Below are 14,074 nucleotides of genomic sequence, written 5' to 3'. Positions count from 1 at the left end.
CCCGGCAAGTAGGGGGCAACCTTGGCAGGAACCCGTAACTACGACCCAAGTCTTTGTACTTGAACGATTTTCTTCAGACCAGCTGGAGTTCGAACGCCTTCAGTACGGCACGCGTACGGTCGCGCACGCCCAGCTTGGACAGGATGTTGGACACGTGGTTCTTGATGGTGCCTTCGGCCACGCCGAGCGAATTGGCGATCTCCTTGTTGGAGAAGCCGCTGGCCATCAGCCGCAGGATCTCGGTCTCGCGGTCGGTCAGCGGGTCCGGGCGGTCCAGGCTGACGAACTCGTTGCGCATGTGCTCCAGGCCGGACAGCAGGCGCTGGGTCACCGCCGGCTGCACCAGCGAACCGCCGTCGGCCACGGTACGGATGGCACCGACCAGCTGCGCCAGGGTGACATCCTTGAGCAGGTAGCCCTTGGCACCGGCCTTGAGCCCGGCCAGCACCAGCTGGTCATCGTCGAACGTGGTGAGGATGATGGTCGGCGGCAGCTGTTCCTGCCGCGACAGCACCTGCAATGCCTCCAGACCGGACATCACCGGCATGCGCATGTCCATCAGCACCACGTCGGGGCGCACCTGCGGTATCAGCTCGACCGCCTGCCGGCCGTCGCCGGCCTCGGCCACCACCTCGATGCCGTCGTCGAGCGCCAGCAGGGAGCGGATTCCCTGCCGCACCAGGGTTTGGTCGTCGACCAGGCAGACGCGAATCATCAACGCACTCCTTCAGGAACCTTGGTAAGGGCCGCCACCAGCACCGTTGCCGGCACCGTCGCCCGCAGCCGGAAGCCTTCTCCGGGACGGGTTTCGATCTGCAGCTGGCCACCACATTGTTGCAGGCGCTCGCGCATGCCGCGCAAGCCATTGCCTACATTGACCATATCCGCGCCGACGCCGTCGTCGCGGGCCTCCACCACCACCCGGTCGGGGGCTTCACGGTACACCTTGATCCACAGGTGGCGGGCGCCGGCGTGGCGCACCGCGTTGGTAATGATCTCCTGGGTACAGCGCAGCAGCACGTGGGCCCGCTGCGGGTCTTCCACGTTCAACGGATCCTCGATCTCCAGCTGGATATCCAGCGAGGGCACGTTCTCGGTCAGCGGGCGCAGCGCCGCGGCCAGATCGATCGCGCCGGTCTCGCGCAGCTGGCTGACCACCTCGCGCACATTGCCCAGCAGCAGCTTGGCCAGCGCGTGCGAGCGCTTCACGTGGTCCAGCGCCTGGCCCTCGGCCAGGTGGCCGGCGACCTCCAGGTTCAGGGTCAGCGCAGTCAGCTGGTGGCCCAGCAGGTCGTGCAGCTCGCGCGAAATGCGGGTGCGCTCGTTGACCCGCGCGCTCTCGGCCAGCAGGGCGCGGGTGGCACGCAGCTCCGAATTGAGCCGGCGCTGCTCGTCGCGGGCCTCGGTCTGCTGCCGTGCAACCAGGCTGGTCACGAAGATGAACATGGAGAAGCCGCCGTACAGCAGCGACTGCATCACCGCTTCGAACAGCGGGAAGCGCAGCAGCATGTAATAGACCGGCGCCACCGCCAGCTGGCTGACCAGCAGCCACAGCACCCCCAGCCGTACCGACAGCATCCACGGAATGACCCCGGCGGCCACCATCATCAGGATGCTGCCCAGGCCCGAACCGCTGAGGAAACTGACCCCCAGCGCCGAGACCGTCAGCAACAGCAGCAGGCCGCGGTCCAGCCAGCTGGTGTGGCTGTCGCTGCGCAGGATACGGGTCAACCAGTAGTAGGCCGTGCCGAAGGACAGGTAGGCGACGAACAACAGGATCGCCCAGCCGCCCATGTCACCGCGGCTGTGCAGGTTCTCGAACTGCGAGTACGCCAGGGGCAGGCCGACCATGACCCAGGTGAACAGGCCGGCCAGGCGGAGGACGCGGGTATGGCTGAGGACTCCCAACATGCCAGCACTCTACGGGCCCCGCCTGCGCACCGCACCCCACGGAAGTCATGCCTGCCCGGTCGCCTGTTCATGCCGCAGCCCACCCCGGGCATGCAATAATCGTGCGCAGGGTCCCTTGATGGACCAACCGCGTTACCCCACGGAGTCACAATGTCGATTGTCATCCGCGACGTGCGCGAGCACGAGCTCGATTCCGTCCTGGCTTTGAACAACAACGCTGGCCTGGCCATCCTTCCCCTGGATGCGGCCCGCCTGCGCCTGTTCTATGAAACCGCTGAGTATTTCCGCGTCGCCGAGCGCGACGGCAACCTGGCCGGCTTCCTGATCGGCTTCGGCAGCGACAGCCAGCACGACAGCAGCAATTTCGCCTGGTTCAAGCAGCAGCTGGACACCCCGTTCTTCTATATCGACCGCATCGTGGTCGCCAGCCGCCGTCGTGGCGGTGGCGTCGGGCGTGCGTTCTACGCCGACGCGCAGAGCTTCGCCGAGCTGCGCTACCCGCAGATGACCTGCGAAGTCTTCCTCGACCATGGCGCCGATGCCGCCCTGCTCTTCCACGGCAGCTTCGGCTTCCGCGAGCTGGGCCAGAACACCATGCCGCAGGTCGATGTGCGCGCCAGCATGCTGGCCAAGGAACTGTGCAGCTACCCATGGGTCCAGGAGACCTACGGCGACAAGCTGCCGGATGTGGCATGGACACGCGCCCGGCAGCTGCCGGCGCAGGCACAGCGGCCGACGGGGACCTGAGCGTGGCGGTGAATTTCGATTACGAACAGGCCGGTGAACTGAAGATCGGCCAGGTGGGCATCGCCAACCTGCGCATCCGTACCCTTGATGTCGAACGTCTCGTGCAGGAAATGCGCGAGCGCGTGACCCGCGCCCCGAAGCTGTTCGGCCGCGCCGCGGTGATCCTCGACTTCGGCGGCCTGAGCCAGGTGCCGGACGTGTCCACCGCGCAGGCGCTGGTCGACGGCCTGCGCAGCGCCGGGGTGCTGCCGGTGGCGCTGGCCTACGGCACCAGCGCGGTCGACCTGCTCTCCCAGCAGCTCGGCCTGCCGCTGCTGGCCAAGTTCCGCGCGCAGTACGAGCGTGCCGAGGGCGAACCGGCCCCGCCGCCGCCCGCACCGGAACCGCGCCGGGCAGCCCGTGCCGAACCGAAGCCAGCCCCGGCGACGCCGGTGGCCAAGGTGGCCGACGCCGCTGCACCGCAGCCGGGCCGCATGCAGCTGGGCAACGTGCGTTCGGGCCAGCAGCTGTACGCGGAAAACTGCGACCTGACCGTGATGGCCACCGTCGGCGCCGGCGCCGAGGTCATCGCCGATGGCAGCATCCATATCTACGGCACCCTGCGTGGCCGCGCGCTGGCAGGGGCCCAGGGCAACACCGCGGCACGCATCTTCTGCCGTGATTTCCATGCGGAACTGGTGGCCATTGCCGGCCACTACAAGGTACTGGACGATGTTCCGGACAACCTGCGCGGCAAGGCCGTCCAGGTGTGGCTGGAACAGGACCAGATCAAGATCGCTGCGCTGGACTGACGCAGCACCAAACTCATGCAGAACCAGGAGAAGTCCTTTGGCTGAAATCATCGTAGTCACCTCCGGCAAGGGCGGCGTCGGCAAGACCACTTCCAGCGCGAGCCTGGCCTGCGGCCTGGCGCGGCGCGGCAAGAAGGTGGCGGTGATCGACTTCGACGTCGGCCTGCGCAACCTCGACCTGATCATGGGCTGCGAACGCCGCGTGGTGTACGACTTCGTCAACGTCGTGCACGGCGAAGCCACCCTCAAGCAGGCCCTGATCAAGGACAAGCGCTTCGACAACCTGTACGTGCTGGCGGCCTCGCAGACCCGCGACAAGGACGCACTGACCCAGGAAGGCGTGGGCAAGGTCCTGAAGGACCTGGCCGCCGACGGCTTCGACTACATCATCTGCGACTCCCCGGCCGGCATCGAGAAGGGCGCCTTCCTGGCGATGTACTTCGCCGACCGCGCGGTGGTGGTGGTGAACCCGGAAGTGTCGTCGGTGCGCGACTCCGACCGCATCATCGGCCTGCTCGATTCGAAGACCCACAAGGCCGAATCCGGCCAGGACGTGCCGGCCTTCCTGCTGCTGACGCGCTACACCCCGCTGCGCGTGGAAAGCGGCGAGATGCTGAGCATCGCCGACGTCGAGGAAGTCCTCGGCCTGAAGGCGATCGGCGTGATTCCGGAATCGGGCGACGTGCTCAACGCCTCCAACAAGGGCGAGCCGGTCATCCTGGATGTCGAATCCGCTGCCGGCCAGGCCTATGAAGACGCCGTCGCGCGCATCCTCGGCGAAGAACGCCCGATGCGCTTCACCAACGTCGAGAAGAAGGGCTTCTTCAGCAAGCTGTTCGGAGGTAAGCATGGGCCTGTTTGATTTCCTCAAAGCGAAGAAGACCACCGCCGAAACCGCCAAGAACCGCCTGCAGATCATCATCGCGCAGGAACGCAGCCACCGTGGTGGCCCGGACTACCTGCCGCTGCTGCAGCGCGAGCTGCTGGAAGTGATCAAGAAGTACGTGAACATCGACGTCGATGCGGTGAAGGTCGACCTGGTGAAGGATGGCCAGCACGATGTGCTGGACATCTCCGTGGCGCTGCCGGAAGGCCCGGACAAACCCTGATCCCCTGCCCCGCCCGTGCCTGCATGGGCGGGGCTGCCTGACCCGCATGACCGATACGACAACCGCCATGGACATCACCTGCGTGGGCGACATCGCCTTCGCCGATGCGCAGTGCCTGCTCGCCGCGCATGGCCTGCGGCTGCACCACGTGGCCGCCGGCGAGCCGATTCCCGGCAGCTACTGGGGCGAGCCCGAGGCGGGCATCATCGCCAGCAACGTCTACGTGCGCGATGACACGCCCGTGCACTCGATGCTGCATGAGGCCTGCCACCTGATCGTACTGCCGCCGGAGCGGCGGGCGCAGGTGCATACCGATGCCACCGACTCGGTGGCCGAGGAAGACGCGACCTGCTACCTGCAGATCGTGCTGGCCGGGCAGCTGCCCGGCGTCGGCAGCCAGCGGCTGATGGCCGACATGGATGCCTGGGGGTATACGTATCGGCTGGGGTCGACACAGGCGTGGTTTGAGCAGGACGCCGAAGACGCGAAGGCGTGGCTGGTCGAACGCGGCTTGCCGGTGGCGTGATTCACCGGGAACCGGGGTCAGATCCCTTTTGCGTCGCAAAAGGGATCTGACCCCATCACCCGTCGCCGTATCAGCCCTGCCCGGCCAGTGCGCGCAGGGTGATGCCGACGATGTAGGCCAGGTAGGTGCCGGTGGCATAGCCCATCGTGCCCAGCAGCACGCCCACCGGCGCCAGGGCCGGATGGAACGCGGCCGCCACCACCGGCGCCGAGGCCGGGCCACCGATGTTCGACTGCGAACCGACGGCGAAATAGAAGAACGGCACCTTCAGCAGCTTGCCCAGGCACCACAGCAGCACGATGTGCACGGCAATCCAGATCAGGCCAAGCAGGAACAGCCACGGGCGATCCAGCAGCGCCAGCAGATCCATCTGCATGCCGATGCAGGCGATCAGGAAGTACAGCAGCAACGAACCCAGCCGCGATGCACCCGCCCCTTCCAGGTTGCGTGCGCGGGTGAAACTCAGGCTCAGGCCCAGCGTGGTCGACAGCACCACCACCCACACGAACGGCGCGTCCAGGCTGAACTGCGACGCCCAGCTGACGTTGGCCTTGAACCAGGCCGCCAGCGGCGCACCGATCGCATGCGACAGGCCGACGCCGCCGAAGGCCACCGCCACGATCAGCATCAGGTCGGTCAGGCTGGGAATGCGTTCGTGCTCGGCCTGGAAGCGCGCGATGCGTTCCTTCAGTTCATCGATGGCCGAGGTATCAGCGCCACTGCGTGCATCGATCTTCGCTGCACGTCCTGCCAGGAAGATCAGCGCGGCCATCCACACGTAACCGACGCCGACATCGACCACCGCGAACTGGCCAAAGGTGGTCGCGTTGACGTCGAACACTTCGCGCATCGCCAGCATGTTGGCACCACCACCGATCCAGCTGCCGGCCAGTGCCGCCATGCCGGCCCAGGTATCGCCGGCCACGGTGTCGGGATGGATCGCGCGCATCACCAGGAACGCCACCACCGCACCGAGCATGATGCTGGCCGAGGCGCCCAGGTACATCAGTACCAGCTTCGGGCCGAGCCGCAGGATGCCCTTGATATCCACTGCCAGGGTCAGCAGGATCAGCGCCGCCGGCAACAGGATGTCGCGCGCGATCGGGTTGTAGAGCTTGGTGTTCTGGCCGTCGATCAGGCCGACGGTGTTGTAGATGCCGGGAATCAGGTAGCACAGCAGCAGCGCTGGCACGAACGTATAGAAGCGCTTCCACAGCCCCTGCTCGCGCGAGGCGGTCCAGAACACGGCGCCAAGAGTGGCGGCGATCAAACCGAAGACGACGATGTCGTTCTGGATCAGGGCAGTCGAAGGCATGCAGGCGCTCTGGTAGAGCCGGCCGCTGGCCGGCTGCTGGTGGCGGCAGATCAGGAAGGTGTGCCGACCAACGGTCGGCACCCACCGGTAAAGCAGATGGTGAAACAGAAGCGCCGCCCCGGAGGGCGGCGCCGCAACCATCAGTTGCCGATGTGCTGCTTCAGCCAGGCATTGACGGTGTCATGCCACAGGATGCTGTTGTTCGGCTTCAGCACCCAGTGGTTTTCATCCGGGAAGTACAGGAACTTCGATTCGATGCCCTGGCGCTGGGCAGCGGTGAACGCGGCCAGGCCCTGCTCGACCGGGATGCGGAAGTCCTGCTGGCCGTGGATGACCAGGATCGGCTTCTTCCAGTCCGCCACGTGGTTGACCGGGTTGAACTTCTCGTAGTTCGCCGCCTTCTGGTACGGCGTACCGCCCTGCTCCCACTCGGTGAACCACAGTTCTTCGGTGGCGTAGCCCATCATGCGCTGGTCGAACACGCCGTCATGGTTGACCAGGCACTTGAACGGGCCGTTCCAGTTGCCGGCAATCCAGTTGACCATGAAGCCGCCGTAGCTGGCGCCCAGCGCACAGGCCTTGTCACCATTGAGGAAGGAATACTTCTTCAGCGCCGCATCCCAGCCCTTCTGCAGGTCTTCCAGCGGGCGGTCGCCCCAGTGCTGGCTGATCGCATCGGTGAACGCCTGGCCGTAGCCGGTGGAGCCGTGGAAGTCGATCATCACCACCGCATAGCCCTGGCCCGCGTAGGTCTGCGGATTCCAGCGGTAGCTCCAGCCATTGCCGAAGCTGCCCTGCGGGCCGCCGTGGATCAGGAACGCGACCGGGTACGACTTGCCTTCCTGGTAGTTGTGCGGCTTGACCACGTAGCCATGCACGGTGTCGTTGTTCCAGCCCTTGAACTCGAACTGTTCGTAGTCGCCGAAGCTGACATCCTTGAGCACCTCACCGGCGGCGGGGGTCAGCGCGCGCAGCTCGCCGATGGCTTCGCCCGCGGCCGGCAGCAAGCCAACCAGCACCTGGTCGTTGCTCTTCAGGCTGTTGCGGGTGATCGCCACGCTGTTGCCGGCCACATCGACCGAGGTCACGCTGCCGTCGCCGATCAGCTTGGTGGCCTTGCCGCTGGCCACGTCGATCTGGAACAGCGGGTGTTCGCCGAGGTCATCGGCCGTGGTGTAGATGCTGGCGCCGTCGGCCGACAGGGTGATGCCGCCAGCCGAACGATCCCACTGCGGGGCGATCTCTCGGGTCTTGCCACTGGCCAGGTCCATCGCCATCAGGCCGAAGCGGTCAGCCTCGAAGCCCGGGCGCTTCATCGCGCGGTAGAACAGGGTCTTGCCGTCGGCACTGAACACCGGGCCGGCATCCCAGGCCGGGTTGGAGGCGGTCAGGTTGACCGGCGCCTGCTTGCCCGCCGCGTCGAAGCGGTACAGGTCGAAGTTGGTCGACCACGGCTCCTGCTTGCCGGCCACGCGGATGCTGGCGACCACGCTGGCGCCATCCGGCGACCACGCGAAATCATCATTGCCGCCGAACGGCTTGGACGGGGCATCACCGTCGATGGTGGCGCTCAGCGCGGAAGCGCCCTTGACCGGACCGGCCTTGGCTGCCGGCAGCGGCGCGACGAACAGGGTGTTGCGGCGGCCGTCGTTCCAGGTATCCCAGTGGCGCACGAACAGCGAATCGAAGACCTTGCCACTGGCCTTGGCGCCGGCGACGTCCTTGAGCTTCTTCTCGGTGCAGGTCAGGTCCGAGGCACAGGCCTGGAACACGCCGGCGCTGAACAGCACGCGGTCGTCCTGCGGCGACACGTGGTAGCTGTCCACGTCGACCGGGAAGTCGGTCAGCTGGCGCGGGGCGCCGCCGCTGACCGGCTGCGCGTACAGCTGCTGGCTGCCGTTCCTGGCGCTGAGGAAATACACGGTCTGGCCATCGGCCGACAGCGAAGCGGAATTGACGTTCCAGCCGGCCGGGGTGATCTGCTTCGGCGGCGCTGCGTCGCGGGTACGCAGGTTGCGTGCGTACAGCGCGGTGGAGGCCTTCAGGTTGGCATCCACGCTGCGCTTGGCGAACACCACGGTGCCGCCGTCAGCGGTCAGTACCGGCGCGGAGACGCGGTCCATGGCCACCATGTCGCGGACTTCCAGGCCACGGGCAGCGGCGACGCTGGGCAGGGCGGCCAGCAGGCTCAGTGGCAGCAGGGCATGACGCAGTTTCATCGGGGTCTCCGCAGGACGGCAAAAAACCGATGGTAGGCCCGTGCGGCCGGGGCTGCCAAGGCCATCGGTCATGGCTGCCGGTGGGGCGCGGCCCCGCCGCCAGAAAAAGCAAACCGCGCCGTGGCGCGGTTTGTGGGGACACCGGGGTCGGATCCGATTCCGACGGAATCGGCTCTGACCCCAGACGCTGTCAACCCGGGGTCAGAGCCCTTCCCGGCGGGAAGGGATCCGACCCCAACCCTTACGCCATGGCGCGCTTGCCGGTGCGGTAGATCAGCCAGCCGACCAGGAACAGCACGGCCAGGCCGATCCACTGTGCGCCCGGCAGGTGGAACGGCACGGCCAGCACGTCGGCGCGACTGCTCACCACGATCGGAATCGCGATGGCGATGCCCATCAGTGCCTCACCGGTGATCAGGCCGGCGGCGAACAGCACGCCCGGCTTGTGCACGCGGTCGCGACCTTCTTCGTCATCGGCACGCACCTTGTGGAAGCGCTCGACGAGGTAGGCGATCAGGCCGCCGAGGAAGATCGGCACCATCAGTTCCAGCGGCAGGTAGATGCCGATGGCGGCGGCCAGCACCGGCACGCGGAAGCGGGCGTTGCGCGACTTCAGCCAGCTGTCGAACGCGATGATGGCGGCACCGACCACGGCACCGATGCCGATGAAGGTCCACGGCAGTTCACCACCGAACAGGCCCTTGGCCACCGAGGCCATCAGGTTGGCCTGCGGCGCGGCCAGCGCGTTCGGGTGCAGCTCCGACTTCACGCCGATGCCGTAGGCGGTGGCCAGCAGGTTCAGCACCGGGGCCATGATCAGCGCGCACGAGAACGCACCGATGCCCAGCATCAGCTGCTGCTTCCACGGGGTGGCACCGACGATGTAACCGGCCTTGAGGTCCTGCAGGTTGTCACCGCCGACCGCTGCAGCACAGCACACCACCGCGCCGATCATGATCGCGGCCACCGCGCCCAGCGGCGCGCCGAAGGCGCCGACCGGCTGCAGGCCATCCTTGCCCAGCAGCACGACCAGCACGGCCGAGGCGAACAGGATGGTGGAGATGGTGATGCCCGAGACCGGGTTGTTGGACGAACCGATCAGGCCGGCCAGGTAGGCCGAGACCGAGACGAACAGGAAGCCGGCGACGATCATGATGAGGGTCATCGGGATGGACACGTGCCACTGCCCGACGATGGCCTGGTACAGGGCCAGCAGCGGCAGCACGAAGACCACCAGGGCGACGAGCATCCACTTCATCGGCAGGTCGCGCTCGGTGTGCGCCAGCACCGGGCCACCGCTCTTGCGGGCGGCCGCAAAGCCGCTCTTGACACCGTTGAGCAGCGACTTGCGCAGCGAGATCAGGGTCCAGATGCCACCGATCAGCATCGCACCGACGCCCAGGTAGCGCATCTTCGCGCCCCAGATGGCGAACGCTGCCTCGGTGGACGAGGCCGCGGCAACCGACGCGGCCAGCGCCGGATCGGTGTTCATGAAGAACGCCTGGTAGATCGGGATGGCGATGTGCCAGGTCAGGATCGAGCCGGACACCACCACGATGCCGACGTTGAGGCCGACGATGTAGCCCACGCCCAGCAGTGCCGGCGACAGGTTGGTGCCGATGAAGGCGGTGACCTTGGAGCTGCCGACGTAGGCCGAGGTGGCCCAGGCATCGGGAATCAGGCGCATGCCGCTTTCCGCGGCCAGCTTGACGAAGGCACCGATCACCGCCGACAGGCCGAGGATCTTCAGGCCCGGGCCCGGGTTCTCACCGGCCTTGAGCACTTCGGCCGCAGCCTTGCCTTCCGGGAACGGCAGCGGGTCTTCGACAATCATCGAACGGCGCAGCGGCACCGAGAACAGCACGCCCAACAGGCCACCGAGGCCGGCGATGCCCAGCACCCACCAGTACTTGAAGTCCGGCCAGTAGCCCATGATCACCAGCGCCGGGATGGTGAAGATCACACCGGCGGCGATCGACGAACCGGCCGAGGCGCCGGTCTGCACGATGTTGTTCTCGAGGATGGAGCCACCGCCCAGCAGGCGCAGCACGCCCATGGAAATCACCGCGGCGGGAATGGCGGTGGCGATGGTCAGGCCTGCGAACAGACCGAGGTAGGCGTTTGCGGCCGACAGCACCACCGCCAGCACGATGGCCAGGGCCACTGCGCGGAAGGTGAGCTGCTTGGGCGCAGCGTCGTGGTTCATGGAAGCCCCTGCTGGCAAAAAATCCCTGCCACGCTAGCGTTCAGGGCAGATCAAGTCCAGCGTGCCAAAGGATGGGGGCGTGTGCTGCGGCGCAATGGGCCGGTACGTGGACCGGCAATCGACCGACCCGGCAAAGTCCGGCTGGGCACGCCGTAAATGATATGTTATATCTTAATGATACCTTGTTGTTACTGCATCGCATGCCCCCTTCCCCCTCCCCCCGCCTGGCCTCCATCGACCAGCTGCGCGGCACCGTGATGCTGTTGATGCTGCTGGACCACGTGCGCGAGACCTTCTTCCTGCAGCACCAGGTGAGCGACCCGATGGACGCGGCGACGGTCTCCCCCGCGCTGTTCGCCTGCCGTCTGCTGGCCCACCTGTGCGCCCCCGTGTTCGTGCTGCTGACCGGGCTGTCGGCCTGGCTGTACGGCCAGCGCCAGGCGGATCCGCGCGGGGCCACAGCTGCGTTCCTGCTCAAGCGCGGGCTGTTCCTGGTGGTGCTGGAACTGACCCTGGTGAATTTCGCCTGGACCTTCCAGCTGCCGCCGGAAACGCTGTACCTGCAGGTGATCTGGGCCATCGGGCTGAGCATGATCGCGCTGGCCGGGCTGCTATGGCTGCCACGCCCCGTCCTGCTGGCGGTCGCGGTCGCGGTGGTGGCCGGGCACAACCTGCTGGATGGTGTGCGGGTGGAAGGAAGCGGCCTGCTGGCGGTGCCGTGGAAAGTGCTGCACCAGCGCGACTGGATCGAGGCCGGCGCGCTGCGCCTGCGCACCTCCTACCCGGTACTGCCGTGGATCGGGGTGATTGCGCTGGGTTATCTGATGGGGCCCTGGTTCGGCCGCGCGCGCGCGCCGGAGCAGCGCCAGCGCTGGCTGCTGTGGGCAGGCGTCAGCGCGCTGGCCCTGTTCGCGCTGCTGCGGTTCGCCAACCAGTATGGGGATGCTCCCTGGTCGTACCAGACCACTACGCTGCGCACGTGGTTGAGCATCTTCAACGTCACCAAGTACCCGCCGTCATTGCAGTTCCTGTTGCTGACCCTGGGCGTGGGGCTGTTGCTGCTGCGCTTGTACGAATGGCCGCCCCTCGCGCTTGCGCTGCGCCCGCTGTCCGATATCGGCGCCGCGCCGATGTTCTTCTACCTGCTGCACCTGTACGTACTGAAGGGGCTGTACCTGGCCGCGTTGGCGGCCTGGGGGCCGACCCATGGCGAGCTATATGCCCTGGATTCGGTCAGCGGCCTGCTGCTGGTGGCCTGTGCGCTGGCGGTGGTGCTGTACCCGCCGACGCGGGCCTTCGCGCGGTTCAAAGCGCGAAGGCGCGATCTGCCTTGGTTGCGATACCTGTGAGCGGTGGCCGCCGGGGGAGCGCCATCCCTGCATGGCGTGGATCCACCGGCGGCTGCCTGCCCAGGCCCAGAGGCCTATAATCGCGCCCTTTCCGCTGTCCCCGCCGTCGATGACCGTTGCCGCCTCTGCTTCCGACGACTTCCTGGGCCACCCCAAGGGCGTCTACGTCTGCTTCTTCACTGAAATGTGGGAGCGCTTCTCCTTCTACGGCATGAAGGCGCTGTTGCTGCTGTACCTGACCAAATACCACCTGTTCGGCGACAAGGCCGGCCTGGACCTGCTCGGTGCCTACGGTGGCCTGGTGTACTGCATCCCGGTGTTCGGCGGCATGCTGGCCGACCGCTGGCTGGGCATGCGCCGGGCAGTGCTGTTCGGCGGCATCCTGCTGGTACTCGGCCACCTCGGCATGGCCTTCGAGGGCCACGCCGCGTACCGGGTGAACGGCGAAGTGGTGCGCGACACCTCGGCGCTGGCGGTGACCTACCTGTCGCTGGCGCTGATCATCATGGGCGTCGGCTTCCTGAAGCCGAACATCTCCACCATTGTCGGCAAGCTGTACGCCAAGGACGACCCGCGTCGCGACTCGGGCTTTTCGCTGTTCTACGCCGGCATCAACCTCGGCGCGCTGTTCTCGTCCCTGGTGTGTGGCTTCCTCGGTGAGGCCTACGGCTGGAAGTACGGTTTCGGTGCGGCCGGCATCGGCATGCTGGCCGGCCTGGCGATGTTCCTGTGGGGCCAGAAGTACCTGCAGGGCCATGCCGAACCGCCGCAACCGGCGGCGCTGAAGCAGAAGGTGCTGGGCCTGCCACGCGAATGGCTCATCTATCTGTGCGCGGTGCTCGGCGTGCTGCCGGTGGCATGGCTGATGTGGGCCGCCGGCAACGGCGCGTTCGCGCTGGGCGGTGAGATCAGCCTGGCGCTGATGCTGATGCTGGTGGTGCTGGGGGGCGTGCTGGTCTGGTTCGCCTGGTTCACCGGCACGAAATGCACGCCGGTGCAGCGCCAGCAGATGATCGCGCTGATGGTGCTGATCTTCATGGCGCTGGTGTTCTTCACGATGTACGAGCAGTCCTACGGCTCGTGGGTGACCTTCACCGACCGCCTGCTGACCAAGGACATCGTGCCCTCGCTGGTGATCACCGGCGGCACGCCGCTGCCGTGGTCGATCCTCTCGCTGCTGCTGGCACCGCTCGGCTTCGTGGTCAGCGCGCGCCTGTCGGAACGGCGCCCGGGCTCGGCCGCGCCGCGCACGTTCTTCGCCGCCATCGTCGTACTGATGCTGGTGCTGCTGGTGCGCGACTGCCTGGTGATTCCGCAGACCGCCGGCTCGCTGACCTACCTCGGCGGCCTGTTCCTGGTGCTGCTCGCTCCGGCCTTCGCCGCGCTGTGGACGTGGATGGACCGCCGCGGCTGGGAACCGGGCAAGCCGGTGAAGTCGGCCTGGGGCCTGGTGATCGGCGCGCTGTCGTTCGTGCCGCTGGCGCTGGCCGCACAGCAGGTGGGCGCCACCGGCGAGATGGCCAGCGTGTGGTGGCTGGTGCTGGCCTACTTCCTGCTGGCCAGCGGCGAGATGTGCCTCTCGCCGGTCGGCCTGTCGGCGGTGACCCAGCTGGCCGTGCCGCGGGTGATGAGCCTGATGATGGGCACCTGGTTCCTGGCCACCGCATTCTCGGAAACGCTGGCCGCGCTGTTCGGCAAGCTGGCCGCGATCGAGGTGCCGGAAGGCGAATCGCTGGACATGGTGGCTGCCGCCGGTGCCTACGCGCACCTGTTCTGGCTGCTGATGTGGATCGGCCTGGGTTGCGCGTTGGCGGCCTTCATCGCCGCGCCGCTGCTGAAGAAGATGATGCACGGGGTGAAGTAAGTCCCGCGTGCGGAAGACCAGGGCGGCGGAAAATTCA

12 protein-coding genes are annotated in these 14,074 nt (G+C 66.9%); 7 read left to right on the top strand and 5 right to left on the bottom strand.

The window, feature by feature from the left end; all coding sequences use genetic code 11:
- Positions 1 to 73: 73 nt before the first annotated feature.
- Both AC5P5W_RS01170 and AC5P5W_RS01165 read right to left on the bottom strand, forming a co-directional pair.
- Positions 74 to 715 (bottom strand): response regulator, encoded by a 642-nt coding sequence (locus AC5P5W_RS01170; protein WP_006424175.1) that lies wholly within the window; start codon positions 713 to 715, stop codon positions 74 to 76.
- Positions 715 to 1,911, bottom strand: coding sequence for a sensor histidine kinase (locus AC5P5W_RS01165; RefSeq protein WP_075675059.1), 1,197 nt, complete (start codon positions 1,909 to 1,911; stop codon positions 715 to 717). The genes AC5P5W_RS01170 and AC5P5W_RS01165 overlap by 1 nt, the downstream gene beginning before the upstream one ends.
- A gap of 150 nt (positions 1,912 to 2,061) precedes the next feature.
- Here AC5P5W_RS01165 and AC5P5W_RS01160 point away from each other — a divergent pair, with 150 nt between their 5' ends.
- From AC5P5W_RS01160 to AC5P5W_RS01140, 5 genes are read left to right on the top strand one after another with little or no spacing between them, the layout of a single operon-like run.
- A complete protein-coding gene (locus tag AC5P5W_RS01160) occupies positions 2,062 to 2,658 on the top strand; it encodes a GNAT family N-acetyltransferase (protein WP_014036357.1) in 597 nt (198 codons plus the stop codon).
- Entirely contained in the window at positions 2,604 to 3,449 is an 846-nt protein-coding gene (gene minC, locus AC5P5W_RS01155; RefSeq protein ID WP_197575234.1) for a septum site-determining protein MinC, read from the top strand. Before AC5P5W_RS01160 ends, minC begins: the two co-directional genes overlap by 55 nt.
- A 37-nt stretch (positions 3,450 to 3,486) precedes the next feature.
- On the top strand, positions 3,487 to 4,311 hold the full coding sequence (minD, locus tag AC5P5W_RS01150; RefSeq protein WP_495220777.1) for a septum site-determining protein MinD: 825 nt from the start codon (positions 3,487 to 3,489) through the stop codon (positions 4,309 to 4,311).
- Positions 4,298 to 4,558, top strand: coding sequence for a cell division topological specificity factor MinE (gene minE, locus AC5P5W_RS01145; RefSeq protein WP_005408532.1), 261 nt, complete (start codon positions 4,298 to 4,300; stop codon positions 4,556 to 4,558). Before minD ends, minE begins: the two co-directional genes overlap by 14 nt.
- A gap of 46 nt (positions 4,559 to 4,604) precedes the next feature.
- Positions 4,605 to 5,084 (top strand): hypothetical protein, encoded by a 480-nt coding sequence (locus AC5P5W_RS01140; RefSeq protein ID WP_495220775.1) that lies wholly within the window; start codon positions 4,605 to 4,607, stop codon positions 5,082 to 5,084.
- A gap of 70 nt (positions 5,085 to 5,154) precedes the next feature.
- Here the strand turns inward: AC5P5W_RS01140 and AC5P5W_RS01135 are convergent, their stop codons facing one another.
- The 3 genes from AC5P5W_RS01135 to AC5P5W_RS01125 all read right to left on the bottom strand — a co-directional run bounded on the left by AC5P5W_RS01135 (position 5,155) and on the right by AC5P5W_RS01125 (position 10,824).
- Positions 5,155 to 6,399: a DUF819 family protein gene (locus tag AC5P5W_RS01135; protein WP_046429580.1), complete on the bottom strand. Its 1,245-nt coding sequence runs from the start codon at positions 6,397 to 6,399 to the stop codon at positions 5,155 to 5,157.
- A gap of 140 nt (positions 6,400 to 6,539) precedes the next feature.
- Complete coding sequence (locus AC5P5W_RS01130; RefSeq protein ID WP_014646349.1) at positions 6,540 to 8,618, bottom strand: alpha/beta hydrolase family protein; 2,079 nt, start codon at positions 8,616 to 8,618, stop codon at positions 6,540 to 6,542.
- Positions 8,619 to 8,859: 241 nt separating this feature from the next.
- Entirely contained in the window at positions 8,860 to 10,824 is a 1,965-nt protein-coding gene (locus tag AC5P5W_RS01125) for an OPT family oligopeptide transporter (RefSeq protein ID WP_014646348.1), read from the bottom strand.
- A 200-nt stretch (positions 10,825 to 11,024) separates the two neighbouring features.
- On the opposite strand from AC5P5W_RS01125, the gene AC5P5W_RS01120 reads away from it, so the two are divergent.
- Together AC5P5W_RS01120 and AC5P5W_RS01115 are read left to right on the top strand one after the other, a co-directional pair.
- Entirely contained in the window at positions 11,025 to 12,173 is a 1,149-nt protein-coding gene (locus AC5P5W_RS01120; protein ID WP_075076123.1) for an acetyltransferase domain-containing protein, read from the top strand.
- Between the two features lie 109 nt (positions 12,174 to 12,282).
- Positions 12,283 to 14,037: a peptide MFS transporter gene (locus AC5P5W_RS01115; RefSeq protein WP_014646346.1), complete on the top strand. Its 1,755-nt coding sequence runs from the start codon at positions 12,283 to 12,285 to the stop codon at positions 14,035 to 14,037.
- Positions 14,038 to 14,074: the final 37 nt, after the last annotated feature.

It is taken from the genome of Stenotrophomonas sp. YJH_SMC_123 (assembly GCF_059368215.1).
Note: the sequence above shows the minus strand (reverse complement) of the source record. Positions and strands in the feature narration are given on the sequence as shown.